Source organism: Kosakonia sp. H02 (genome assembly GCA_030704225.1).
Classification (GTDB): domain Bacteria; phylum Pseudomonadota; class Gammaproteobacteria; order Enterobacterales; family Enterobacteriaceae; genus Kosakonia.
Genome location: CP131915.1, coordinates 3763254 through 3789768 on the forward strand (window position 1 = coordinate 3763254; position 26515 = coordinate 3789768).

Annotated in this window: 23 protein-coding genes and 1 pseudogene; 14 read left to right on the plus strand and 10 right to left on the minus strand. The window is 52.7% G+C overall.

Annotated elements, in window-relative coordinates; genetic code table 11:
* Positions 1-26 precede the first annotated feature (26 nt).
* From Q5705_17660 to emrB, 4 genes are all read left to right on the plus strand, one after another.
* On the plus strand, positions 27-1211 hold the full coding sequence (locus Q5705_17660; protein WLI76389.1) for an MFS transporter: 1185 nt from the start codon (positions 27-29) through the stop codon (positions 1209-1211).
* Positions 1212-1608: 397 nt separating this feature from the next.
* Positions 1609-2139, plus strand: a complete 531-nt coding sequence (gene mprA, locus Q5705_17665; GenBank protein ID WLI76390.1) for a transcriptional repressor MprA — start codon at positions 1609-1611, stop codon at positions 2137-2139.
* Positions 2140-2260: 121 nt separating this feature from the next.
* Entirely contained in the window at positions 2261-3433 is a 1173-nt protein-coding gene (gene emrA / locus Q5705_17670) for a multidrug efflux MFS transporter periplasmic adaptor subunit EmrA (protein WLI76391.1), read from the plus strand.
* A gap of 15 nt (positions 3434-3448) precedes the next feature.
* Positions 3449-4981 carry a multidrug efflux MFS transporter permease subunit EmrB gene (gene emrB / locus Q5705_17675; protein ID WLI76392.1) on the plus strand — a complete coding sequence of 511 codons (1533 nt, stop codon included), beginning with the start codon at positions 3449-3451 and terminating at the stop codon, positions 4979-4981.
* Between the two features lie 38 nt (positions 4982-5019).
* Here the strand turns inward: emrB and Q5705_17680 are convergent, their stop codons facing one another.
* The 6 genes from Q5705_17680 to yqaB all read right to left on the minus strand — a co-directional run bounded on the left by Q5705_17680 (position 5020) and on the right by yqaB (position 10357).
* Entirely contained in the window at positions 5020-6426 is a 1407-nt protein-coding gene (locus Q5705_17680) for an FKBP-type peptidyl-prolyl cis-trans isomerase N-terminal domain-containing protein (protein WLI76393.1), read from the minus strand.
* Positions 6423-6794 carry a hypothetical protein gene (locus tag Q5705_17685; protein ID WLI76394.1) on the minus strand — a complete coding sequence of 124 codons (372 nt, stop codon included), beginning with the start codon at positions 6792-6794 and terminating at the stop codon, positions 6423-6425. Before Q5705_17685 ends, Q5705_17680 begins: the two co-directional genes overlap by 4 nt.
* A 278-nt stretch (positions 6795-7072) precedes the next feature.
* The gene (gene luxS, locus Q5705_17690; protein WLI76395.1) at positions 7073-7588 is read right to left on the minus strand and encodes an S-ribosylhomocysteine lyase; all 516 of its coding nucleotides are present in this window, start codon (positions 7586-7588) and stop codon (positions 7073-7075) included.
* Positions 7589-7740: 152 nt separating this feature from the next.
* The gene (gshA, locus tag Q5705_17695) at positions 7741-9285 is read right to left on the minus strand and encodes a glutamate--cysteine ligase (protein ID WLI76396.1); all 1545 of its coding nucleotides are present in this window, start codon (positions 9283-9285) and stop codon (positions 7741-7743) included.
* A gap of 80 nt (positions 9286-9365) precedes the next feature.
* Positions 9366-9794 (minus strand): YqaA family protein, encoded by a 429-nt coding sequence (locus tag Q5705_17700; protein WLI76397.1) that lies wholly within the window; start codon positions 9792-9794, stop codon positions 9366-9368.
* Positions 9791-10357 carry a fructose-1-phosphate/6-phosphogluconate phosphatase gene (gene yqaB / locus Q5705_17705; protein WLI76398.1) on the minus strand — a complete coding sequence of 189 codons (567 nt, stop codon included), beginning with the start codon at positions 10355-10357 and terminating at the stop codon, positions 9791-9793. The genes Q5705_17700 and yqaB overlap by 4 nt, the downstream gene beginning before the upstream one ends.
* A gap of 232 nt (positions 10358-10589) precedes the next feature.
* On the opposite strand from yqaB, the pseudogene tssI reads away from it, so the two are divergent.
* The 7 genes and pseudogenes from tssI to Q5705_17740 all read left to right on the plus strand — a co-directional run bounded on the left by tssI (position 10590) and on the right by Q5705_17740 (position 15164).
* A pseudogene (gene tssI / locus Q5705_17710) lies at positions 10590-11549 on the plus strand (type VI secretion system tip protein TssI/VgrG).
* A 12-nt stretch (positions 11550-11561) separates the two neighbouring features.
* On the plus strand, positions 11562-12368 hold the full coding sequence (locus Q5705_17715) for a DcrB-related protein (protein ID WLI76399.1): 807 nt from the start codon (positions 11562-11564) through the stop codon (positions 12366-12368).
* A complete protein-coding gene (locus tag Q5705_17720; GenBank protein ID WLI76400.1) occupies positions 12361-13629 on the plus strand; it encodes a PAAR domain-containing protein in 1269 nt (422 codons plus the stop codon). Before Q5705_17715 ends, Q5705_17720 begins: the two co-directional genes overlap by 8 nt.
* On the plus strand, positions 13622-13882 hold the full coding sequence (locus tag Q5705_17725; protein WLI76401.1) for a hypothetical protein: 261 nt from the start codon (positions 13622-13624) through the stop codon (positions 13880-13882). Before Q5705_17720 ends, Q5705_17725 begins: the two co-directional genes overlap by 8 nt.
* 40 nt (positions 13883-13922) lie before the next feature.
* The gene (locus Q5705_17730; GenBank protein ID WLI76402.1) at positions 13923-14216 is read left to right on the plus strand and encodes a hypothetical protein; all 294 of its coding nucleotides are present in this window, start codon (positions 13923-13925) and stop codon (positions 14214-14216) included.
* A gap of 84 nt (positions 14217-14300) precedes the next feature.
* Positions 14301-14918 (plus strand): immunity protein Tsi6 family protein, encoded by a 618-nt coding sequence (locus Q5705_17735; GenBank protein WLI76403.1) that lies wholly within the window; start codon positions 14301-14303, stop codon positions 14916-14918.
* Positions 14919-14936: 18 nt separating this feature from the next.
* The gene (locus Q5705_17740) at positions 14937-15164 is read left to right on the plus strand and encodes a hypothetical protein (GenBank protein ID WLI76404.1); all 228 of its coding nucleotides are present in this window, start codon (positions 14937-14939) and stop codon (positions 15162-15164) included.
* 74 nt (positions 15165-15238) lie between these two features.
* Here the strand turns inward: Q5705_17740 and fumA are convergent, their stop codons facing one another.
* Both fumA and Q5705_17750 read right to left on the minus strand, forming a co-directional pair.
* Positions 15239-16888: a class I fumarate hydratase FumA gene (fumA, locus tag Q5705_17745; protein WLI76405.1), complete on the minus strand. Its 1650-nt coding sequence runs from the start codon at positions 16886-16888 to the stop codon at positions 15239-15241.
* 52 nt (positions 16889-16940) lie between these two features.
* Positions 16941-18452, minus strand: a complete 1512-nt coding sequence (locus Q5705_17750; GenBank protein ID WLI76406.1) for an anion permease — start codon at positions 18450-18452, stop codon at positions 16941-16943.
* Positions 18453-19087: 635 nt separating this feature from the next.
* Here Q5705_17750 and Q5705_17755 point away from each other — a divergent pair.
* Together Q5705_17755 and Q5705_17760 are read left to right on the plus strand one after the other, a co-directional pair.
* On the plus strand, positions 19088-21865 hold the full coding sequence (locus Q5705_17755) for a flavocytochrome c (protein ID WLI76407.1): 2778 nt from the start codon (positions 19088-19090) through the stop codon (positions 21863-21865).
* A gap of 150 nt (positions 21866-22015) precedes the next feature.
* Positions 22016-22978 (plus strand): FAD:protein FMN transferase, encoded by a 963-nt coding sequence (locus Q5705_17760; GenBank protein ID WLI76408.1) that lies wholly within the window; start codon positions 22016-22018, stop codon positions 22976-22978.
* Here the strand turns inward: Q5705_17760 and dcuR are convergent.
* Positions 22959-23678: a two-component system response regulator DcuR gene (dcuR, locus tag Q5705_17765; protein ID WLI76409.1), complete on the minus strand. Its 720-nt coding sequence runs from the start codon at positions 23676-23678 to the stop codon at positions 22959-22961. The two genes, Q5705_17760 and dcuR, sit on opposite strands and share 20 nt — an antisense overlap.
* A complete protein-coding gene (locus tag Q5705_17770) occupies positions 23675-25291 on the minus strand; it encodes a sensor histidine kinase (protein WLI76410.1) in 1617 nt (538 codons plus the stop codon). The genes dcuR and Q5705_17770 overlap by 4 nt, the downstream gene beginning before the upstream one ends.
* A gap of 174 nt (positions 25292-25465) precedes the next feature.
* Here Q5705_17770 and Q5705_17775 point away from each other — a divergent pair, with 174 nt between their 5' ends.
* On the plus strand, positions 25466-26380 hold the full coding sequence (locus Q5705_17775) for an N-acetylmuramic acid 6-phosphate etherase (GenBank protein WLI76411.1): 915 nt from the start codon (positions 25466-25468) through the stop codon (positions 26378-26380).
* Positions 26381-26515: the final 135 nt, after the last annotated feature.

Sequence of the window (26515 nt, forward strand, 5' to 3'; positions counted from 1 at the left end):
GACAAAACCATTATCTGACTTTTCTTATGACAAAACCCAACCAGGGCCTGAGCCCGGCGCTGATCGCGCTGATGTCCATTGCCACCGGCCTTGCCGTCGCCAGTAACTATTACCCGCAGCCGTTGCTGGATACTATCGCCAACGCCTTTTCGCTCTCGCCAAACCAGGCGGGATTTATTGTGACCGCCGCACAGCTTGGCTATGCCGCCGGCTTACTGTTCCTGGTGCCGCTTGGCGATATGTTTGAACGCCGCACATTGATTGTGGTGATGACACTACTGTCGGCGGGCGGCATGTTAATCACCGCCAGTAGCCCGTCCCTGAGCTTGATGATCCTCGGTACCGCGCTGACCGGCCTGTTTTCCGTGGTGGCGCAAATCCTCGTCCCGCTGGCGGCTACACTTGCGACACCCGAGACACGCGGCAAAGTGGTCGGCACCATTATGAGCGGCCTGCTGCTCGGCATTTTGCTTGCGCGCACCGTTGCCGGGCTGCTTGCCACCCTCGGCGGCTGGCGCACCGTTTACTGGGTCGCCAGCGTGTTAATGGCGCTGATGGCGCTGGCCCTGTGGCGTGGTCTGCCGAAAATAAAGCAGGAGACGCACCTCAACTATCCGCAGTTGCTCGGCTCGGTGTTTACCCTCTTTGCTGGCGATAAACTGCTGCGCACCCGCGCGCTGCTCGGCTGCTTGTGCTTCGCCAACTTTAGCGTGTTGTGGACGTCGATGGCGTTCCTGCTGGCCTCACCGCCGTTTAACTTCTCTGACGCTGTCATCGGCCTGTTTGGCCTGGTGGGCGCAGCGGGTGCATTAGGCGCGCGGCAGGCAGGCACGCTGGCGGATAAAGGCAAATCGCATCTCACCACGACCGCTGGCCTCATTTTTCTGCTGCTGTCATGGATTGCCACCTGGTTTGGTCACAGCTCGGTTGCTGCACTGATTATTGGCATTATCGTGCTCGATCTCACCGTGCAGGCGGTACATATCACCAACCAGACGATTATCTACCGCGTAAATCCGGATGCGCGTAACCGCCTGACCGCCGGGTATATGACCAGCTACTTTATCGGTGGCGCGGCGGGTTCATTGATTTCCGCCTCGGCGTGGCAGCATGCGGGCTGGACCGGTGTTTGCGTGGCCGGTAGTACGCTTGCGGTGCTGAATTTGCTGGTGTGGTGGCGAGGATTTCACCATCAAGAGGCGGCAAGCTAAGCAGTCGCTCACGTTTACGCGTTGCGGTTAAAAACCGGGGTGTTAACACGCTCCTCAGTCTGCTAAGGTTAAGGGACTTGTTTATCCCGGTTATATTAACGTGTGTGATATATAACAAACATTATGGATATGGAATGTTCATCTACCGTAACGGCCAGGTCTGAAAAGGCAGCAATGCTCACGGAAGACATCAAAGAAAAGCGTTCAATGGTGCTCAGTTACCTCCCTGTTGCTGGTGCGTTTGCCGTTGGCATGAACATCCCCCGTCCCGTTTTTACTCCCCTGGCAATCCCTAACAGATATATAGATAAAGCAAATTTATTAGAGCAAATAATACATTTACTTTATTTGTCACTGTCGTTACTATATCGACTGCAATTAATGAGGTTATACCCAAATGGATAGTTCGTTCACGCCCATTGAGCAGATGCTCAAATTTCGCGCCAGCCGTTATGAAGATTTCCCGTTTCAGGAAATATTATTGACCCGCCTGTGTATGCACATGCAGGGTAAGTTACTGGAAAACCGTAATAAGATGCTGAAAGCGCAGGGCATTAACGAAACGTTGTTTATGGCGTTGATTACGCTGGAATCCCAGGAAAATCACAGCATTCAGCCTTCAGAACTGAGCAGTGCGCTGGGTTCGTCGCGCACTAATGCCACGCGTATCGCTGATGAGCTGGAAAAACGCGGCTGGATCCAGCGTCGCGAAAGCGATAACGATCGCCGCTGCCTGCACCTGCAACTTACTGATAAAGGTCATGAATTCCTGCGTCAGGTTCTGCCCCCGCAGCACCACTGCCTGCATCAACTCTGGTCTTCTCTGACCGTTGCCGAAAAAGACCAGCTCGAGCAAATCACCCGCAAACTCCTGTCACGCCTCGACCAGATGGATGAAGAAGACATTATTCACGAGGCGCTGCGCTAACGCGACTATCTGCTTGAATTTCCAGGATATAAGAACAGTAAAGGGCCGGCCATAAGCTGGCCTTTCTGACGAAAGGTCGGCTTTCGCCGACACAATGAAAAATAAGATCGTGGAGAAAATCATGAGCGCAAATGCGGAGAGTCATACCCCGCAGCAACCGGTCAAAAAGAGAGGCAAACGTAAAGGCCTCCTTCTTTTACTGACCTTGCTCTTTATTGTTATTGCCGTGGCATACGGGATTTATTGGTTTTTGGTACTGCGTCATTTTGAAGAGACCGATGATGCGTACGTGGCAGGGAATCAGGTACAAATCATGTCGCAGGTATCCGGCAGCGTGACAAAAGTCTGGGCCGATAATACCGATTTTGTTAAGCAAGGCGATGTGTTGGTGACGCTGGATGCGACGGATGCGCAACAGGCGTTTGAAAAAGCGCAAACAGAACTGGCGAGCAGCGTTCGTCAGACCCGCCAGTCGATGATCAACAGCAAGCAACTGCTGGCGAGTATTGAACTGAAAAAAACCGCGCTGGCGCAAGCTCAGAGCGACTTTAACCGCCGCGTGCCGCTGGGAAGCGCCAATTTGATTGGTCGCGAAGAGCTGCAACACGCCCGTGATGCGGTAGCCAGTGCGCAAGCCGAACTCGATGTTGCGGTGCAGCAATATAACGCGAACCAGGCGATCGTGCTTGATACCCGTCTGGAAGAGCAACCCGCCGTTAAGCAGGCAGCCACCGAAGTGCGTAATAGCTGGCTGGCGCTGCAACGAACCAAAATCGTCAGCCCGATAACCGGCTATGTTTCCCGCCGTGCCGTGCAGCCTGGCGCACAGATAAGCACCACCACCGCCTTGATGGCTGTTGTTCCGGCAACCCATTTGTGGGTGGATGCGAACTTTAAAGAGACTCAGGTTGCGCATATGCGCATCGGCCAGAGTGCGACGATCATCAGTGATATTTATGGTGATGACGTCGCGTACAGCGGTAAGGTTGTCGGTCTTGATATGGGTACCGGCAGCGCGTTCTCACTGCTGCCTGCGCAGAATGCCACCGGAAACTGGATCAAAGTGGTTCAGCGTTTGCCGGTGCGTATTGAGATCGATGCCAAACAACTCGCCGATCATCCGCTGCGTATTGGACTTTCCACATTAGTGAAAGTGGATACTTCCGCACGTGACGGTCAGGTGCTGGCAAGCCAGGTGCGTACGACTCCAGCTTATGAAAGCAACGCCCGGGAAATCAGCCTTGAGCCGGTCAATACGCTTATCGATAACATCGTAAAAGCCAACGCCGGTTAATCTGAGGTGAGTGCAATGCAACAGAAACCGCTGGAAGGCGCGCAACTGGTCATTATGACCATTGCGCTTTCGCTTGCGACCTTCATGCAGGTGCTGGATTCCACCATCGCTAACGTTGCTATTCCGACTATCGCCGGTAACCTGGGGTCGTCTCTGAGCCAGGGAACCTGGGTTATCACCTCGTTCGGGGTGGCGAATGCCATCTCGATCCCCATCACCGGCTGGCTGGCGAAGCGCGTCGGCGAAGTGAAGCTGTTTCTCTGGTCCACCGTGGCGTTTGCTATCGCCTCGTGGGCATGCGGCGTGTCCAATAGCCTCGGGATGCTGATTTTCTTTCGCGTGATCCAGGGGATTGTGGCCGGGCCGTTGATTCCGCTATCGCAAAGCCTGTTGCTGAGCAACTACCCACCCGCTAAACGCTCTGTCGCGCTGGCGCTGTGGTCGATGACGGTGATCGTTGCGCCGATTTGCGGGCCGATACTCGGCGGCTATATCAGCGATAACTACCACTGGGGTTGGATCTTCTTTATCAACGTGCCGATTGGCGCGCTGGTGGTGTTGCTGACGCTGCAAAGCCTGCGCGGTCGCGAAACGCGTACCGAACAGCGGCGCATTGATGGCATTGGTCTGGCGCTGTTGGTGGTGGGGATCGGTAGCCTGCAAATCATGCTCGACCAGGGTAAAGAGCTGGACTGGTTCAACTCGACGGAAATTATCGTGCTGACAATTGTCGCCGTGGTGGCGATAAGTTTCCTGGTGGTGTGGGAGTTAACCGACGAGAACCCAATTGTCGATTTGTCGTTGTTTAAGTCGCGCAATTTTACCATCGGCTGTTTGTGTATCAGCCTCGCCTATATGCTCTACTTCGGCGCGATTGTGCTGTTGCCGCAGTTGTTGCAGGAGGTTTATGGCTATACCGCAACCTGGGCGGGTCTGGCCTCTGCGCCCGTTGGGGTTATTCCGGTCTTGCTGTCGCCGATTATTGGCCGCTTCGCCCATAAGCTCGATATGCGCCGCCTGGTGACATTCAGCTTTATTATGTATGCGGTGTGCTTCTACTGGCGTGCGTATACATTTGAGCCGGGGATGGACTTTGGCGCGTCGGCGTGGCCGCAGTTTATTCAGGGTTTCGCGGTGGCCTGCTTCTTTATGCCGCTGACGACCATTACCCTTTCCGGTTTGCCGCCCGAACGCCTGGCGGCCGCGTCCAGCCTCTCGAACTTTACGCGAACGCTGGCGGGCTCTATCGGGACGTCGATTACCACCACACTGTGGACTAACCGGGAATCGTTGCACCATGCGCAGTTAACGGAAGCGGTCAATCCTTATAACCCGAACTCGCAGGAGATGTATAACCAACTGCAAGGGCTGGGTTTGTCGCAACAGCAGTCGTCTGGCTGGATAGCCCAGCAGATTACTAACCAGGGGCTGATCATTTCGGCTAACGAGATTTTCTGGTTTTCGGCGGGCGTGTTCTTGATCCTGCTGAGCCTGGTGTGGTTCGCTAAACCGCCGTTTGGCGCTGGCGGCGGCGGTGGCGCGCATTAACGCAAAAAGCAAATCGCCTCCAGAAGGAGGCGATTTTTTTATTTCTCGATGCTGAGGACTTCCAGCGTCATTGTCGAAGCAACACCTGGCGGCACCGCGCCGGGTATTCCTTCCTCGCCGTAAGCCAGTTCGACCGGGATATAAATTCTCACCCTGCCGCCAACGACCAGCTTTTCCACGCCTGCACGCATGAGCGGCGGCAGTTCACTTACCCGCCCGGTATGAATCTCACCTTTGGCCAGAATCTTGCCCGAGCTAACTTTTTCATCCACTTTAAAACGGATGACATCATTAGCCGCAATCGCCGCGCCTTCTCCACGTTTTTCAACCAGATAGACGACGCCGCTTTCTGCCCGCTCGGCACCTTTAAGCTTTGCCGCATCCGCCAGAAGCTGCTGCCCCTGTTTCTTGTTGCTTGTCATGTCGCGTTGACGCGCATCAGCCACCCGCTTGTTTAGTGCGCTCAGCACTTTTTCGATATCAGCGGGTTGCATTTGCAGGCTACCGGCAAACTTGTCCTGTAAGCCTTGCAGAAATGCCGGCGGCAGAAATTTTTGCCCGGCGCTTTTCAGCGTTTCGCTTTCAAGCTGCACTTTTTCTGCAAACCAGATGCCCCAGGCGTAATTGGTTTTCGCTTGTTCAGACTTGTTCGCAGCCAGCGAGAAAACAGGATTGCTTACTTTTGCCGGTTCTTTTTCCGCCTTGCGCGGTATGGCCAGCGCCGCGACAAGCTGCTGCTGAACCCGTTCTTTCTCTGCGCTGCTCTGTTTCAGCTTCTCTTCCAGCGTCGCGATACGTGACGCCTGTTCATTCACCTTTTTCGTGGCGACATCAAGCTGGCCTTTTACCTCGCCATGCTTTTTATTCACTTCCGTGAGTTGTTTAACGTGATCCGTCGTTTTTGTCGCCGTAAGCTGGAGCTTCGCATTTTGCTCCGCGCCCTGTTTTTTCGCTTCGGCCAGTTGCTGCTGGCTGGTTTTTAATTGCCGTTGCAGCTGGCTGTTCTCATTGCTGATGGCCTGAAACTTCCCGGCATCCTGCACGTGCCTTTTCGTCGCTTCCGCTAACTGCTGCTTTAGCCGTATATTTTCGTGACTGGCAGCGTTTACTTGTTCATCCGATTTCTTTGCCGGCACAGCGGCGGCCTGTTTTTTACGCAACGCCTGCACTTCACGCCGCGATGCTGCAAGCTTACTTTTCAGCAGCCTGATCTCTTTCTCGCTCGCGTCCTTTTTAGGCGCGACGCTCGGTTTCACAGGAGCGGAATTTGCAGGCATGACGACCGGGCTCGCGGGAATGCCCGTCTGGGTAAAAGGGGATTTTGGCCCGACGGATATTATGTTCTCTTTGTTAAGACGTTCGAGTAACGCCGTAGAATCAGCACCGACCGCAGAGGCTGAAATAGTCGATAGCAATACAACCGATAAATATAATAACTTTCTCATAACTGTTTCAGTGAATTTGCACGTCTGGACATATTTGTGAATACCGCGCTGCGCACGCGCGAACAAACAACTTCAATTTTGTTGTCTATTTCGGTCTTCATTATTTCCGCCGAGTTGTTATCAATGATCGGCTGATTTTTCTTATACACTTCGTAGCTTTGATTGATGGTGCTGAATTGTTGCTTATACGTTTCAAAGGCAGAGTTATCCAGCCCTTTTAATGCAGTCAGAAGTTCGTAGCATTGCTGTGTCTGCTGCTTCTGCGGCGCGTCCAGCACCACGGCGGGAGCTTTTGATTTAACGCAACCGGTTAAGAGGAAGGGTAAACAAAATGAGATACATAAGAGAGAAAGCTGTGAGCGCCGCATAATATCCTCATCATTCAGGCATCTTTTTCACTGAAATTGGTTCAGAGAGTGAATATATTGGAAGTAAAAGGTTCGTCTAATAACGACGAGAGGAGCAAACTAGCACGGCAAGAATTAAATAACAACCAGAAGGCTCAGGACAGCAGAGGATATTAACAATACATCAGCAATTAATTATAAATAACAAAATCAAATAAATTTCTTGAATAAAAACTATCTGATAAATACGGCGATAAATAATACGCCGCCTTCTGCTGACAGAGAGGCGGCGTAAAAGACTAGATATGCAGTTCCTGCAATTTTTCTTTCGGCAGGGCCAGCTCTTCGTTGCTATTAACACGGACATCGCTTTCAAGAATATGGCGCGCAATTTCCTGCGCTTCGGTAAGCGAATGCATCTGGTACGTCCCGCACTGATAAACGTTCAGCTCCGGGATTTGGTTCTGCTCTTTAACCTTCAGAACATCTGCCATCGCTGCTTTCCAGGCGTCCGCTACACGCTGCTCATCCGGCGTACCGATCAGGCTCATGTAGAAACCCGTGCGGCAGCCCATCGGCGAGATGTCGATGATCTCAACGCCGTTGCCGTTGAGGTGATTACGCATAAAGCCCGCAAACAGATGCTCAAGGGTGTGGATCCCTTTTTCCGGCATCACTTCTTTGTTAGGAATGCAGAAACGCAGGTCGAATACAGTGATGGCGTCGCCGTGCGGCGTGTTCATTGTTTTGGCAACACGGACAGCAGGCGCTTCCATACGGGTATGATCGACAGTGAAGCTATCCAATAACGGCATTTAGTCACCTCCGACAGTGATTTTTTTAAAAATAAAATGAACTCTTGTTTCCCGTGCGGGTCTGAACATGTGAAAGACGCGCATTTGTTATCATCATCCCTGAGTTCAGAGATGAAATTTCGGCCACAGCGATGTGGCCTTTTTCTTTTCTATCAGGCGTGACGCGCAAGCAACGCTTCAAACGGCTCCGTATCCCCGGCTTCAACCTCTGCCTGACGCGCCAGTGATGCTTTACATTCGGCGATAAAATCTTCTTCACGCAAGATCTCCAGCGGCTCTTCACGCAGCTGTGAGCGGTACTGATCGCCCAGCGCCTTACCGGTGCCGCCAATCCCATTATCGATCATCGAGCGCAAAATACGCGCAGAGAAGGTTAATTCCGGATCGTCGAAGCTGGCAACCAGTTGGTCACACACTGTTTCATACTCATTGCCACCGTACACGCCATCAAGCGTCTGCGCTACTCGTTTCAGATCGCTAAACAGATCGCGCCCCACATCGGCGAGCGGGTACTGTGCAGTTTCGCAGCCAATTCCCAGCGTCAGACCAGGTTTGCGCCCTTCCAGAATCACGCGATTCCAGTTGGTGCGGGTACACAGCAGTTCATCGCTGCTCATTTCAGGCGCATCGGCCAGCACGCACCAGACCATAAACAGATCGAGGAAACGCACCTGCTGCTCGTCAACGCCAATCGCGGTGAATGGGTTGATATCCAGCGAGCGCACTTCAATGTATTCAATACCGCCGCGCAGCAGTGCATCCGACGGTGTTTCGCCGCTGCGGGTAACGCGTTTCGGGCGAACAGGCGCATAAAGCTCGTTCTCGATTTGCAGGATATTGGTATTGATTTGCAGGTACTTACCGTTTTTTTGCAAACCGATTTTTGCATACTCTTCCGAAGGCGTTTTAATGGCGCGCTTCAGAGCAACGACGTAATCGTGCAGATTGTTAAAGGTGATGCCCAGGTTGTTTTGCGATTTATTGGTGTAACCCAAATCGCTCAAGCGCAGCGAGGTCGCATAGGGCAGATAGAGCATCCCGTTCGCTGTTTTCTCAAACGGCAGCGTAGTCGGTTTGCCTTGCAGGAACGATGAGCAGATCGCCGGAGAAGCGCCGAATAGATAGGGGATCACCCAGCCAAAGCGGTAGTAATTGCGGATCAGGCGGAAATAGCCGTCCGAAACCGTTTCTTTATCGGTGCTGCCGCTTTTTGCCTGCCAGAACGCCATCGGCAGCGAGAAATTATAATGCACGCCGGAGATGGTTTGCATCAGCGCGCCGTAGCGGTTTTTCAGCCCTTCACGATAGAGCGTTTTCAGGCGACCAATATTAGAGGTGCCGTATTGCGCCAGTTCGATGTCCTGCCCTTCTTTTATATAGCAGGGCATACTCAGCGGCCACATGCGCTCATCGCCAATCTGGCGGGCGGTGTAGCGGTGGATATCGCGCATAATGGTCAACATATGGTCGATATCACCATCAACCGGAGTGATAAACTCCAGCAGCGCTTCGGCAAAATCAGTTGTAATCCATTTATGGGTTAATGCAGAGCCAAGCGCTGCCGCGTGACCTGTTGTCGCCAATGCCCCATCCGCATTAACGCGCAGGGTTTCACGCTCAAGACCGCGTTGGATCCCTTTCAGCGCCTGAGGATTTTTTTCCAGCCAGGACAACGCCTGTGATACGTCCGGGATCAAATTGACCTCCCGCCTGTAATAATCATTTCATTAAGCATAATTGTAATGGTTGACGATGAAAGGTCACTCACTCAGTCCAATTAGTGCCACCACGTCATACCCTGAAGCGTTACGAGAGCAAGAGCCACATAGCGCAACGCTTTGCCAAGGCATAAAAAAAACAGTACGGGCCCCCACGAAAGGCGTAGCCATCCCGCAAGAACACACAGTAAATCGCCCATAACAGGCATCCAGCTCAACAACAGCGCCACTGCGCCATAGCGCCTGAGCCAGTGGGTAGCTTTTTCCTGCCAGCGCGATACCTTACGCTGCGGAAAGAAACGACCAAGGATAACGTTAGTCAGCCCTCCAAGGCTATTACCCATTGTTGCTATTCCAACAAGCCACCAGGGCTGGCTTGTATGCGCGAGTAACATTGCGACCAGCACGACCTCAGAGTTGCCTGGCAAAATCGTAGCGCTGAGGAAACTGCTGGCGAACAATGAGAAGAGCGACAGTGAGTCGCTCACAATAAGCGAACATCCACAACGTCCATACCGGCAGCGCGCGCGGCCAGCAGGCCGAAATCGGCATCTTCAAACACCACGCACTGCGACGGCTCAACGCCCATTCGTTGTGCGCAGAGTAAGAAAGTATCCGGTGCAGGTTTGTGGTGTTGAACGTGATCGGCAGCGATGACCGCATTGAAGTATTGCCGAAGCCCGAGATGCGCCAGTAATGCTTCGGCAATAAAACTTTCGCTGCCAGTGCCAACGGACATCGGGCGACGGCCATACCACTCTTTTACAACTTCAATGAGCGGCAACGGGCGCACGCAATCCAGCAGCATCGCTTTTACGGCTGCGGTCTTCTCTTGTGCTAATAAATGGGGATCGAGATCGGCCTGGTTTGCTTCAATTATCGCTTGTGCGGTACGCCAGGTCGGTGAGCCATTCAACCCAACCATGGCCTGTTCGTCAAAATGCATTCCGTAACGCGCCAGCACCTCGTGCCAGGCTTTGCGGTGGGTTGGTTCAGTATCGAGGATGGTGCCATCCATATCGAAAATCAGACCAGCATAACGTTCGTACATCGTACTCTCACAAACCGGATAACAAACAATTACTTTAACGTAAACAAGGTTTTTTGTCGCTGCCAGAGAGTGAGAAGCTGAGAGGGATGATGATTATTGGAAGGGATTTCGCAGAAGATGGTGCATCCGGGAGGATTACTCGGCTTCGCCTCGCTCTGCGGGCCGTTGCTGAAGCAACGTTATCCTCTCTGGTGCTTGCGGTTAGGCCCGCCAGCCCTGAGAAAACAAATTCGAGGAGAACCGCTACGCCAGCGGGGCGGACAGTGAGACGGTACACCGCACAGACTTCACGGTGATACCGGCGTCGGTGGTGTACCGCCCGGCGGCGTTGACGGCGTGGCCGAAAACATACGGCCCGCAGACGGCCAGAGTGGTGGGACCGGAAGGGCAGAGTATCTGGACGGACAAATACGGGCGGGTGAAGGTGAAGTTCCACTGGGACCGGCTGGCGAAGGGCGATGACACCAGTTCCTGCTGGGTGCGCGTGTCGAGCGCGTGGGCAGGCCAGGGCTTCGGCGGGGTGCAGATACCGCGCGTGGGTGATGAGGTGGTGATTGACTTCATCAACGGCGACCCGGACCGGCCCATCATCACCGGGCGGGTCTACAACGAGGCGAGTATGCCGCCGTGGGCACTGCCCGCCGCCGCCACGCAAATGGGTTTTCTCAGCCGCTCGAAAGATGGCTCGGTGGATAATGCCAACGCCTTGCGCTTTGAAGATAAAGCCGGAGAGGAGCAGGTCTGGCTGCATGCCGAGCGTAATTTCGATGTGGATGTTGAGAACGACGAAAATCACACCATTGAAAAAAATCATACGCAGTTCGTCGGTGAAAACGAGACGCTGCGCGTGGTGAAAGATCAAAAGAGCGGCGTAAAAGTGAATACGCTGAATCTAACCGGCAGCGATCGTCAGGATAAAGCCGTCAATACGTTCACATTGTCCGCTGGCCGTTCTTTACGTCTGGAATGTGGTGAGAGTGCCATTGAGTTAACCAGCGACGGGAATATCAATATTGTGGGTAATAACTTTAACTTCACCGTGAAAGAGAGTGGGCAAATTAACACGCTCGCCGGGGAGTTGCATCTGAATCCTGACGGGGGGCAAGCGGCAATTATCGCGCCCGGCACCGGCCACCTGGGAGCTATCCAGCAAGAAGTTGACAGCTTTTTTGTCATTAACAGTAATAAATAAAGGGACACGAACGTGGCTGATTATATTCTTCAGGAAGCAACCCTTGCCCTGCCAGATGTGTTTAAAGACAGAACCATGAATTTATTCACGCTTAATGATAAGGGTGCCAGTGAGTTTACTTTTGTCGTATCCCGCGCCAGCGCAAACAAAGGTGAGACACTCCAGTCCGTGGCGGCACGAATTTTACGTGAACTTGAAATAACCGTTCCTCAATTTCAGCTTGAGCTGTCACGACCGGTCACTGTTGATGGTGAGCCCGCCATTGAGCTCTATTACCAGTTTAAAAATGACAGTGCGGTCATTATTCAACGCCAGACCGTCGTCTTACTTGATGAGGCACCCGCAGGTAAGAAAATCGTTAGCTACATTGGCACATGTCCTGATGAATTTAGCGATTATCATCAGCGGCAGTATCAGGACATTATCCAGAGCATCAAATTTCACCGGCAATCAGAAGCATCGCCCGAACAGATGCTCCCTCCCGATGATCCGCAGATCTTTTTTGCTTTAGACACCGAGACAAAGCATCTCAACTCCTATGCAGGCATACAGTCGCTGTATCAACATTTGCCCCTGCAACGTGCGCGTGAAGGTGTATTTCTGCTTTATGCCCAAAGTGGGCAGGCGCTAAAGATTGCCCCGGTACCCGGCAGTGAGCCGGTGCGCTATGCGCTCTGGACAATGCGCTCGGATAACGGACACGCTTTAGAGCAGCAACTTTCAGTCTGTCGGACATATGGCGGCGTTGAGGGGCTTGATACAGCGGATGACGTTCGGCGTTTTCTCAGCCGCCATCGGGATGGATTGAACCATGGCTGAGTATCAGGCCGCGCGCGTCGATGACCCCATCGCGCACACCGCGTCGCAGGGCTGGATGATTGCCGGGCTTATCGGCGGCGCTTTGCTGGGTATGGCGGCTGTGGCGGTAACAGGGGGCGCTGCACTCATTGTGGTTTCGACGGTAGCTGCTGGCGCCTGTGCGGGTGGCGGGTTGGGCGAGGTGCTGGGAAGTATGTCGTGGGCACCCCGTCACGTGACCGGCATGTTGAAAGAGGGGTCGCCGGATGTCTTTATTAACAGCCGCAAGGCCATCCGCGCGCATCTCTCTTCTGGTGAGTGTGATGAACACAGCGGCAGCCTTCAGCGCGTTGCCGAAGGTTCAATCAAGGTTTATATCAACAACTATCCAGCGGCGCGTATTGGCGATCGTTTGACCTGTAGCGCGGAGATATTTCAGGGCTCAGCCAACGTTTTTATCGGCGGCGCAAAAGTACAAACGGATGATATCAATCCCGAAATTCCGGCGTGGGTGAACTGGGTGATGTTAGGGGTTGGCGTCGGTGCGCTGGCGGTTATCGCCGGGCCGGCCATTGCACTGATCAGCACGGCCGGTGGTATGGCGGGCGGAACGGCCGGGGATTACGTTGGTGGAAAAATCTTCGGCGAAGGCAGCGACGGCCAGAAATGGAGCATGCTTGCGGGCGGGATCATTGGTAGTGGTATTGCGGCTAAAGGCACCACGTCGTTTAGAGCCTGGCGTGCGGGTAAGGTTGAAACCAATGGGGTTCCAATAGACAAAGTCACTTACGATGAGATCCTCAATATCCCTAAAGGTCAGAAGCCGGATCCTGAAACCTACCTTCCACCGGAGTACATTAACAAGCATGCAGAGGAGTTTTCTGAAGGGGCGACGCGTATCGTTTCAAGAGGTGATTATGATATGTACGGTTTAGGTAAGCCGGATGACTTAAACTCAGAATTCGTAAGCTCTAAACGTAATATGGAGTCTATTGTTAATGAGTCAAATGGCGATACAACCGTAATGTCTGAACGTTTAGGCATTCCTAAAGAGCAATTTGAACAAGGGGATTTACTTAGGGTCGATTATTTCCCTACCGAAAAATATAATGCAAAAATACCAACGGGTAACGAGTGGGGTGCCCGGGATACTGAACCTTTATGGTTGCCTGGAGGGAAGCTACCCAATGGAGACTATGAGGCTGTTATCTCTATGAAAGGTTTAGAAAAAGGCGTTGACTATCAAGTATATGATTTGAAAACAGGAGCGATATATGATTGAGGCTAAAATTATTTATTCGCAGCGTGGCGATTTTGTTTTAATGGAGTCCGGAGATAAATTTATTATTTCCGTGCTAATACCTAATTTTTATCCAAATTCACATTTTGATGTGAGCAAACACTTTTTTCTGACGGAAGAGGAAATAAAACATAAAGATGATGTTGATTATCTGAAAAAAATAGCTGAACTGATCAGAAAAGACTGGGCGCTATTTTCTGATAGAGAGGTGGCTAATGTAAAAATTAAACGATAGGGTTTTACGGTTAGTAGTGCATGATAAAGCGAGATGTCTCATGAATTATATTAATAGAATATCTTTTAACCCATGGGATTATACGCTTTATCAAATAATAGACGGTGGTTTTGTACTGAAGATTGTTTTTTCTGAAGGTGTTTATAAAGTAGATATCGAACGATATTTTTTGTTTACTGCGAATGGAATTATTACACCATTAGATGCTGAATATATGAAGGCGTTGTCAGAAAATATCCGTTGTGATTACGCACGATTTCAGTTGCGAGAAATAACAAAAGGTCAATTTCAGACTGGCTTTGTTATTGTGGATAAAGATAATGATTCTGTTTGAGGATTTTTCAAGATGATAATTCTGTTATTTCAGCCAGGTTAGGGGTTTATTATGAAGTTTATAACCTGAAGACAGGAGTTGTTTATGAATAGTGTTAAAGTTCTTTTTAAACAACAGGGTGATTTCTTTATTTTGCAAGGAACGGATGGCTTGTATATTTGTATGATTTGGCCAGCCGGTCATCTTGATGAAGAAAAGTGTTTCAAACTGAAAGATGACGACTTAATAAAATATTCTGATTACCATGATATGGTTTCTTTGGCTAAACAAATTCGTGCTAATTATGCGTTATATAAAGCGCAAGAAGTACCTGTTATGCAAGAGGCTACAGCGCAAGACTATATCGATAAGGCATTATCGATGGCGCGTAAAAGGCATCAGGCCATATCAGAAAATCCAGCTGCCGCGGCGCTTGAGCCAATGTATGATTCTATCGTTGAGCAACTATCTTATTTACGTAACATTGTTGACGGTAGCGAAAGTGACAAAACCAGATTGCGTAAATTGACGTTTGGCCTGTATGCAGTAAGAGAGTTTGAAACCTCTGATGAAATCTTCTTCCAGCGTTTGACTGATGCATTTTATATCGCGTCACAACTATCTTCTGGTCTAAAAGTGAAATTACCGCACGAAGTGAACGACAAATATATGCAGAGAGAACAGCGTCTTTGCAAACTTTATCCGGATGATTTTTATATTTAATGACAGGTTAAAAACCTTATGAAAATAACAGGTGCAAATGGCTATGTCATTTTATCTGTCGATGGGCGAGCAATAAAAATAGCAGGTGAGAGAATTATCGGTGGATTTGTAGCAGAAATAACATCGATGAGAAATTTCGAACCTCCATTTGAACACGAGACGTTAACGGAAGAGATCAAAAGTCATTATATTGCAGAAGTAACGAAAAAAACGAAGCATTCGAATTTTGTGATTCACTTTGTGTAATTTTTACTTAACGAACGACAAAACCCTCATTCAACAAAACCCCCGACGCGTTCTCCCGCCGGGGGTTTTATCATTTAACGCTGGCTACAACCGGCGCACTGTTTGTTCTGGATCTGCTGGAAGAAGTCATTACCTTTATCATCCACCAGAATAAATGCCGGGAAGTTTTCCACTTCAATCTTCCAGATAGCTTCCATTCCCAGTTCCGGATAGGCAACGCACTCCAGGCTCTTAATGCTCTGCTGAGCCAGCACCGCAGCCGGGCCACCAATACTCCCCAGATAGAAACCGCCGTGTTTAGCACAGGCATCGGTCACCTGCTGGCTGCGGTTGCCTTTCGCCAGCATAATCATGCTCGCGCCGTGGGATTGCAGCAGATCAACGTAGGAATCCATACGCCCTGCGGTGGTTGGGCCAAGCGAGCCGGAGGCATAACCTTCCGGCGTTTTCGCCGGGCCAGCGTAATAGATCGGGTGATCTTTCACGTACTGCGGCAACTCTTCGCCGTTATCAATCAGCTCTTTCAGCTTCGCGTGAGCAATATCGCGCGCCACAATAATGGTGCCGTTCAGCGAGACGCGCGTAGAAACCGGGAAGGCGGAAAGCTGCGCCAGAATATCCTTCATCGGCTGGTTGAGATTGATTTTCGCCACATTGCCTTCGCCCTGCTGGCGCAGTGCTTCCGGAATATACTGCCCCGGATTGTGCTCCATCTTCTCAATCCAGATGCCGTCGCGGTTGATCTTCGCTTTGATATTGCGGTCAGCGGAGCAGGAAACGCCCATACCGATCGGGCAGGATGCGCCGTGACGCGGCAGGCGGATCACGCGGATGTCGTGAGCAAAGTATTTGCCACCAAACTGAGCACCGAGGCCGAGGTCCTGCGCTTCCTGCATCAGTTCCTGTTCCAGTTGCACATCGCGAAACGCCTGGCCGTGCTCATTACCTTCTGTCGGCAGGCCATCATAATAACGCGTAGAGGCCAGTTTCACCGTTTTCAGGGTTGATTCTGCGGACGTCCCGCCAATTACAAAGGCGATATGGTAAGGAGGGCAGGCCGCCGTACCGAGGGTACGCATCTTCTCAACCAGGTAGTTTTTCAGTTTCGCCGGGGTGATCAGCGCCTTGGTTTCCTGATAGAGATAGGTTTTGTTCGCCGAGCCGCCGCCTTTGGCAACGCAGAGGAACTTATACTCATCCCCATCAACACTGTAGAGGTCGATCTGCGCTGGCAGGTTGGTGCCCGTGTTCACCTCGTTGTACATATCCAGCGGCGCATTTTGCGAATAACGCAGGTTATCTTCGGTGTAGGTGTTATACACGCCACGCGCCAGTGCGGCTTCATCACCGCCGCCGGTCCAGACGCGCTGACCTTTTTTACCCATAATGATTGCCGTGCCGGTGTCCTGGCAGGTCGGCAAAATACCTTTCGCGGCAATTTCTGAGTTACGCAGGAATTGCAGAGCAACGTATTTGTCGTTTTCGCTCGCTTGCGGGTCATGCAGGATCGCGGCAACCTGTTTCTGATGAGACGGGCGCAACAGGAAAGAGGCATCGTGGAAAGCCTGCTGTGCCAGCAGCGTCAGCGCTTCCGGCTCGACTTTCAATACCTGATGACCGTCAAAATCGGCGATGGAAACATGTTCGCGGCTCAGCAAATAATATTCCGTATTGTCTTTTGCCAGCGGGAACGGGTCCTGATACACAAAGGGTTTGTTCGACATAGCTCTTTACTCCATAAAAATAAAACCGCCGGGAAAACCCGACGGTTATGAATCAAAACATCATGGTGATCCACGGATAACCAATCAACAGCAGGGCGGCCAGGAAGATAGCACCGAAGATGGTGCCCAGACGCCAGTAGTCTTTCGTTGGCAGATAGCCGCTGCCGTAGTAAATCGGGCTTGGGCCAGTACCGTATGGGGTGATGATGCCCATCACGCCGAGGGAGGTACACAGAACCAGGACAACCACTTCCATATTGATGCCAGGGATAGTGGCCGCGATGGTCAGCATGGCTGGCAACAGCGCGGTGGTGTGCGCGGTGGTGCTGGCAAACAGATAGTGCAGCAGGTAGAACGCCAGCAGCAGGGCGATAGTCGCCATCCCCGGAGAAATACCGCTCATCAGCAGGCCGCCTTCTTTACCCAGCCAGGCGATAAAGCCGGTGGAGGAGAGGCCATCAGCCAGTGCCACTAAGGTGGCGAACCAGACGAAGGTGTTCCACGCCGGTTTGTTGCTGGTAATGTCGTTCCAGGTCAGCACGCCGGTCCACAGCATCAGTACCACAACCAACAGGGCAGCCAGTGCCGGTTCAATAAAGTCGGCAGCGAAGATCCACATCAGCAGCGCACAGCAGACAAACACCAGCAGCAGGATTTCATTGCGGGACATTTTGCCCAGTTTTTCCAGCTCGCGGCTCGCCCACAGCGGCACTTCATCATTCACTTTGACTTCTGGCGGGTAGAACAGGTAAGCCAGCAGCGGCATCGTCAGAATCAACAACACGCCCAGCGGCAGGAAGGCGATAAACCAGGTCCCCCAGGAGATGTTAATCCCGACGATGCTTTTCACCAGCGCCAGCGCCAGCAGGTTAGGTGCCAGAGCGGAGAGGAACATTGAACTGGTGATACAGGCGGCGGTAATGGCAACCCACATCAGATAAGAACCAATACGGCGCGCACTCGGATCGTTAGGTTTAGAGCCGTAAAGCGGCGGCAGGTTAGCGATAATCGGGTAGATGGTCCCGCCGCTACGCGCGGTGTTAGACGGCGTGAACGGTGCCAGCAGCAGATCGGCGAAGGTAATGGCGTAACCCAGCGTCAGGCTGCGACGGCCAAGGTATTTCACCAGAATCAGCGCCAGGCGGCGGCCGAACTGCGTCTTATCGTAACCGGCGGCAAACATAAACGCGCCGAAGATAAGCCAGACGGTTGAGTTACCGAAACCGCTGACTGCCCATTTGAAAGACTGGCCTGCCAGCTTAAATTTCGGGTCCGCCAGTTGATCGGGGCTAAACAGCACCCATTGGCTGCACAGCGCAATGATTACGACACCGGTCAAGCCGATAACTGCACCCGGCAACGGTTCGAAGATCAGGCCGACAATCACACCGACGAAGATAGCGAAATAGTGCCAGGCGTAAGGCGGTAAACCTTCCGGCACAGGGACAAACAGCAGTAGTACAGCCACGATAATCGGTAGTGCCATCATTATCAGGCGGTTTTTATTTCCGGCCTTTGCACTGTCTGCATTGGCAGAGGGTGGTGTTGTTGTTTTCTCGTTCATAGTGAGCATCTACAAGTAGTTAAAAATTCGGATATGCAACGGAATAGATTTGCGATTTATTTAGTTTCAAAAGTTAATTTAGTTATTAATGTCGCGCTTTCTTATTCCGTTTGCGGTTACTTAACGCAACTTTTACGGCGATAAATAAAGAAACTGAGTGTTTTTATATATTGCTCTTCCACTACAGAATACTCTTGATTGAGATCAAGAAAAAGAAAAGAGCACTGCTTTTTTTAATATAGTGAATACCCACAATGAATTATGTGGGTAATTTCACAAAATGAACCGAAATGTTAAAAAATGGTGCTGATAAAAACTCTCATTTCGCCGATTATTTTTGTTAACTATCTGATAAATAGTATTTTTATTCGTATAAGTAAAAACTTAAGCCATAAAGCGAAGTGATCACAATGTTACCGGTAATTAAATACCTGTAAATATAATATTTAAAAATGATAATACAGTGGAGGTAGTGCTGTTATTGGAGTGGTTAAATAGTTTTATAACTAACGTAATTAATTTAGTAAATAGAATTCGCGGTATATTAAATACACGACGCCAGGATTAAAAAACAAAACGAAAAATAAATCCGTCACCGAATTCAAAGTTTTCAATTTTAGATGTGGAGTTTAATTATGACCAGCAACGAACGCATTCTCAGCCCTTTCACCTTGCCGAATGGCGCGGAACTGAAAAACCGTTTGTTAATGGCACCCATGACCACCTGCACAGGTTATTTCGACGGTACCGTCAGCAGCGAGCTGGTGGAGTATTATCGTGCCCGCGCAGGTAGCATTGGCACCATTATTGTTGAGTGCTGTTTTGTCGATGACCTCGGGTTAGCCTTCCCGGGCGCCATTGGTATTGATAACGACGATAAAATCGCCGGGCTGGCAAAAATCGCTGCCGCCATTCAGGGCGAAGGATCGAAAGCGGTTCTGCAAATTTATCACGGCGGCCGTATGGTGGAGCCGAAGCTGATTGGTGGCCGCACGCCGATTGCGCCGAGCGCGATTGCCGCGCCGCGTGAAGGGGCGGCTATGCCGGTGGCGATGACCACCGCTGACGTAGAAGCCATGATCGGCAAGTTCGGCGAAGCCGTTCGCCGCGCTATTCAGGCCGGTTTCGACGGTGTCGAAATTCACGGCGCTAATACTTACCTGATCCAGCAATTTTTCTCCCCCAACTCCAACCAGCGTGATGATGAGTGGGGCGGCAGCCGCGATAACCGCGCGAAGTTCCCGCTGGCGGTGCTGGATATCACCCATAAAATGGCGCGTCAGTACGCTGACGACGCGTTTATCATCGGTTACCGTTTCTCACCGGAAGAGCTGGAAGTGCCCGGCATCCGTTTCGACGACACGATGTTCTTGCTGGAAAAACTGGCGGCTCGCGGTGTGGACTATCTGCACTTCTCCCTCGGTGCGTCGTTGCGCTCGTCCATTAATGACACCACCGACCCAGCGCCGTTGATTAATAAATATTGTGCCATGCGCTCCGAAACGCTGGCGCAGGTTCCAATCATGGGCGTGGGCGGCATCGTTAATGCCGCTGATGCCGAAGAAGGCCTGGATCATGGCTACGACCTGATTGCCGTTGGTCGTGCCTGCATTGCCTACCCGGACTGGGCGGCGCGTATCGCCAATGGCGAAAATCTGGAGCTGTTTATCGACAGCACCCAGCGTGAAGCGCTGCACATCCCCGAACCGCTGTGGCACTTCTCACTGGTAGAAGCCATGATCCGCGATATGAGCATGGGTGAAGCGAAATTCAAACCGGGGATGTTCGTCGAAACGGTACAGGACGACAGCAATGAACTGGTGATTAACGTTAGCCTGGAAACCGATCGCATTGCCGATATCGCCCTGGCGTCTGGCCCGGCTGATAACGTTGAGTTTACCAGCAGCTTTGCCGAGATCCGCGGGCGCATTCTGGATGCGAACTCCCCGCATGTTGATGCCATCTCGGGGGCTACCAGCCAGAGCGAAGCGGTGAAAAAAGCCGTTTCCAAAGCGATGGTGAAATCGAGCAAAGCGCGAGTGGCAGAAGAGGGCGGCGATACCAGCGCGCCGAAAAATTACGATGTGGTGGTAGTCGGCAGCGGCGGCGCCGGTCTGGCGGCGGCTATTCAGGCTCATGACGAAGGTGCCAGCGTACTGATTGTTGAAAAAATGCCGTCCATCGGTGGTAACACCATTAAAGCGTCTGCCGGTATGAACGCGGCAGAAACCCGCTTCCAGCGCGTGAAAGGTATTCAGGACAGTAAAGAGCTGTTTTATGCCGAAACCCTGAAAGGCGGCGGCGAGAAAAACAACCCGCAACTGCTGCGTCGCTTTGTTGAAAATGCCCCGGAAGCCATTGAATGGCTGGCGCGTCGCGGCATTATGCTTAACGACATCACCACCACCGGTGGTATGAGCATTGACCGTACGCACCGTCCGCGTGATGGATCGGCGGTTGGCGGTTATCTGATTAGCGGCCTGGTGCGCAACGTCACTAAACGCAACATTGATGTGATGCTGGATACCTCCGTTGAGGACATTCTGTTTGAACAAGGTGAAGTGCGCGGTGTACGTTTACTGACCGACGAGCAGGAAACCGTTAACGTGCAGGCGAAAAGCGTGATTGTGGCAACCGGTGGTTTCAGCGCCAACAGCGCGATGGTGGTGAAATACCGCCCGGATCTGGATGGTTTTGTGACCACCAACCACAAAGGCGCGACCGGCGGCGGTATCGCACTGCTGGAGCGTCTCGGTGCCGGTACGGTTGATATGGGTGAAATCCAGATCCACCCGACCGTAGAGCAAAACACCTCGTATCTGATTTCCGAATCGATTCGCGGCGGCGGCGCCATCCTGGTCAGCCAGCAGGGCAACCGCTTCTTTAACGAGATGTCGACCCGCGATAAAGTCTCTGCGGCGATTATCGCGCTGCCGGAACACTATGCTTACATTGTGTTTGATGAGCATGTCCGGGCGAAAAACAAAGCGGCGGATGAATACATCGCCCGCGGACTGGTAACCAGCGCCAGTTCACCGCGCGAGCTGGCGGATAAACTGGGCATCGATTATCACGCCTTCCTCGCAACGCTTGAACGCTACAATGGTTTTGTAGAGAAACAGCACGATGATGACTTTGGCCGTACCACCGCGCTGCGTGCGCCGATTAACGAAGGCCCGTTCCACGCTATTCAGATTGCGCCGGGCGTGCACCACACCATGGGCGGCGTGACCATCAACACCAATACCGAAGTGTTGAACACCGAACAGCAGGTGATTGCAGGTGCGTATGCGGCGGGTGAAGTGGTTGGCGGCCTGCATGGCGGCAACCGTATTGGCGGCAACGCCGTAGCCGATATCATTATTTTCGGCTCTCTGGCAGGGCACCAGGCCGCGATGCGTGCCAAACAGTAAGTAAAAAGTGCCGGATGGCGCGTTATCAGCTACTCCTCCCCCAGGACTGATAAGCGAAGCGCCATCCGGCAATGAGCACAGGTGCACCAACGCCGGATGGCGGCTACCGCCTTATCCGGCCTACAAAAGATGTGCCAAAAGGAGTACGCCATGTCCGATAACCCTGTCTGGAGCTACTCTGCCGTACTGATGGGTTCGCCCATTCTGCTCAAACTGTTTTCCCACGACGACGCCCTCGCATCCCGCGTTTTTTCGCTGATCAAACGCTACGAAGACCTGTTCACCGTTAACCGCGCACACTCCCAGGTGATGGACATCAACCACGCCGCAGGCAGGCATCCGGTGGTCGTCAGCCGCCCGGTATTTGAGCTCATCAAATGCGCCAAAGCCGCCAGCATGGTTCCTGATAGCGCCTTTAACCTGGCCATTGGCCCACTGGTTAAGCTGTGGCGCATCGGTTTCAAAGGCGATAGCGTTCCGCCCGCCGATGAAATAGCCGCGCGGCTACGTATCACGCATGTGCAGGATGTTATCCTCGACGATACCGCCGGAAGTGTTTTTCTTGCGCAGGCGGGAATGGAGATCGATCTGGGTGCCATCGCCAAAGGTTTTATTGCCGATCGGGTGCGGGATTATCTGCATCGAGAGGGGATTCACGACGGGCTTATTAATCTTGGCGGCAACGTGCAGACGCTCGGTTCCCCGCAAGGACAGTGGACTATTGGCGTGAAAAAGCCGTTTGCCGACGCCGACGCGTTAGTTGGCTCCATTGAGGTGGTGAACAAATCGGTGGTGACATCCGGCACTTATGAGCGCTATTTCGAACAGGATGGCAAACGCTGGCACCATATCCTCGATCCGCGTAGCGGCTACCCGCTGGATAACGAACTCGACAGTGTGACCATTATTTCCACCGACTCTCTCGACGGCGATATCTGGACCACACTTCTTTTCGGGCTTGGGGTGGAAAAAGGCGGCGCACTGCTGAAACAGCGCGACGATATCGAGGCGATTTTCGTCACCAAAAACCGCGAAATCATCCTCTCCTCACAGCGCCAGTTCCGCTTTACCCTTCTCGATGCCCGCTACCGGCTTACTGACAATACTGCTTAAGCAGGCCGTATTGCTCGGCAATGAGTTGGTAGCGGTACACCGGACGACCGGTTGCGCCGTAGTGAATGGTGGTATAGAGAATATTAATCTGTGCCAGCCAAATCAGGTACTTACGGCAGGAAACGCGGGAGATATTGACAGCGTTTGCCAGCTCATCGGTCGAAAACTCGATTCCTGGATGGGCATCAATCCACTGGCAAATAGTGCGTAAGGTCTGCGCCGTTAACCCCTTCGGCAACCGGCGCGTATCGGCCACTTCCGGCGCACCGCCGTGCAACAGCTTGTCAACATCGGACTGCTCATAATAGGGGCGGGCTTCCATCAGCCTGCGTTTTTCGCGCCAGCTGGTGAGCGCCTCTTCAAAACGCGGGAACTGGAACGGCTTGATTAAGTAATCCACCACGCCGTAATGCAATGATGTCTGGATAGTGGCGGCATCGGCGGATGAGGTGATCATAATCACGTCGATAGCGCGACCGCTGGCGCGAATGGTCGGCAGTAAATCCAGGCCGCTGTCCTGCTGCATATAGACATCCAGCAACACAAGGTCGATTTCACGCCCTGGATCGTTAATCATCTCCTCGGCCTGGTGCAGTGTCGACGCCGTGCCGCAGCACTGAAAACCGGCTATCTGCGCCACATACATGCGGTTCAGCTCGGCTACCATGGCATCATCGTCAACTATTAATACATTTATCACGCGGTCTTCCTTTCACTATCCCAGGGGAGGTGGACAAAAAATTGGGTAAACACACTGGGTTCAGACTCAACGGTAATGGTGCCGCCCAGTTCAGTCAGTTGTTGGCTGGCAAGGAACAGGCCGACTCCACGGTTATCACCTTTGGTGGAAAAACCTTTACGGAAAATCACCTCGATATGGTCTGGCGCAATGCCTGGCCCATCGTCGCTGACTTCGCCCGACAGCCAGCCGTCCTGATAGTGCAGCAGCAGGCTGACTTCACCTTCCGGCTGGTCGCTCATCGCGTCCAGCGCATTCTCAATCAGATTTCCCAGCACCGTGACCAGCACGGTGACCTGTTTCTCATTCGGGTTATCCGGCACCTGGCTATCATCCGCCAGCGTCAGGGTGTAGCCGCGCTCTTTCGCCCGGTTGATTTTGCCTAACAGGAAACCCGCCACCACCGGCGATTTGATGCGGTGCTGAATGGCACCAATATCGCTCTGGTAATTCTGCGCCGTTTGCAGCACATACTCCTCAAGCTTGTCATAACGTTTCATATTCAGCAGACCGAGGATCACATGCAATTTATTCATAAATTCATGAGAGGTGGTGCGCAAGGCATCGACATAATTCACCATGCCGTCCAGCCGTTGCAGCAACTGGCTGACTTCGGTTTTATCGCGAAACGTGCTGATAGCACCAATAATGCTCTCCTGGCTGCGTACCGGTACGGTGTTACTCAACAGCAGCAGGCCGTTACACCCCAGCTCCCGGTCATAAATCGGCACACCGGTTTGCAGCACTTCCCGCAGATCCGCCAGTAAAGGCTCATGGCCCGCCATTTGCGTGGCCGCATTGCTGAGTAGCATCCGCCGCCCGGCATGGTTTAACAGCGTGACGCGTCCATCGGCATCCACCGCCATCACGCCCTCTTTTAAGGATTGCAGCATCGCCTGGCGCTGCTTGAATTGGGCGGAAATCTCGTGCGGCTCCAGCCCCAGCAAAATACGTTTTAACACCCGCACCACTTGCCAGACGCCAAGCGACCCCATCAGCGCGCTGAACAACAAGATAACCATCGCCGCCTGGCGGCTGCGGCCCACCTGTTCATCCACTTTGCTCAGCGAGATGCCCACCACCACCACGCCAATTTGCTGGTAGCGTTCATCGTACACCGGGGTAAAGACACGCAGCGCCGGCGCCAGCACGCCATGATTGACGGCGATATTCTCTTTGCCCTTTAACGCCGGCTGCAAATCGTCACCAATAAAGTTCTGCCCGATGATCCCGGCATTCGGATGCGAATAGCGAATGCCCTGCATATTGGTCACTACCGCGTATAACAAATCGTTACGCGCGGCCACCGCCTGCGCCAGCGGCTGAATAATGTTGCTGTTGGGCGGCAATAACAGCCCGCGTTTGATGTCGGGGGCATCGGCAAGGGTGCGCGCCACCGCCAGCGCCGTCTCTTTTACGCCGTCGCGCGTGGCGTTGCTTATCTGCCAGAACCACAGGCCGCACGCCAGAAGCAGCACCGAGCCAGTAACGCTGCATACCATCAGCGTCACCGTGGTGCCGAACTTCATAGGGCGTTTGCGTGGTTTTGCCGCTGGGGGCGCTAAGTCAGTCATGCCAAACCCGAATCATTATAAAGAAGGGGGTATTATCACCGATGAGGGCGGTTTCATAAAGCAGCGTTATGAATCGCGATGCCGGGAGCGGAACCGGGAAGCGTGACCCCATTCGCAGGTATGGGAAATAAATACCCTTATAGTGTGTATGGAACCTTTAAAAAGGAGCAGTGTATGAGCAGTAAGCCAAACGGTTCAATGACAGAACGCCGCAACAGCCGCACCCACGATATCGACCGCCTTACCACCCTGGATATGCTTACCCTTATCCATCAGGAAGAGAAATATGTTAAGCAGGCAATAGCGGACTGCCTGCCAGCTATTGCCCGGCTGGTGGATAATGCCAGCGCGACACTCCACCACGATGGCCGGGTGGTGTTAGTCGGTGCAGGCGCCTCAGGGCAGGCGGCATTGCAAACCGCCCGCGATTTTGCGCCGGATACCCATCACCGGGTAATCGGTCTGATGGCCGGCGGTGCGCAAGCACAGATGGCTGAGCAGGCGCGCGCAGCGGCGGATTATGCCCGCGGGATGGCGGATTTGCAGGCCATTGAATTCAGCCCACGCGACATGCTGGTGGCCGTCTCCGTCAGCGGTAAAACACCGTGGACCAACGGGGCGCTGCGCCATGCGTGGTCCGTCGGCGCGCGGGTCGCGCTGCTGACCCGCAGCCGGGAGAGTGAAGCTGCGCAAATCGCGGATATCGTGCTGGTAGCCGATACCGGCGCCGAAGTGGTGAGCGGTTTTAGCGAGCCAAAAGCCCGTCAGGCGCAGGTGCAGATCCTCAACATGCTGGCAACCGGTCTGGCCATTCGCACCGGTCGGGTGTACAGCAATTTGCGCGTGGATTTACAGCCGGCCAGTGTTCATTGGGTCGAGCGGCAGATTGCCGTGGTGATGGCCGCTACCGATTGTTCCCGTGAGCAAGCAAAAAGCGCCCTGGCGCAGGGAAATCATCACTGTCGCACCGCCATTTTAATGCTGCTTACCGGGCTGGATGCCGCGCACGCCCAGGCGCTGCTGGCGGAAAATAATGGTCATTTGCGCGTCGCGCTAAACGATGCGCAAGCGCAATTTGCCGGGCTGTAATTCCCCGTTATCGGCCACTATTTGCGGCCGATAATGTCTGTCTTTTTATTTCGCATTTTTTCATAGCCGCCATTTATTATTTCAGCGTCTTCAGATAAATCCCGCCAGAATTAATTCCACACACTGTTTGCTATT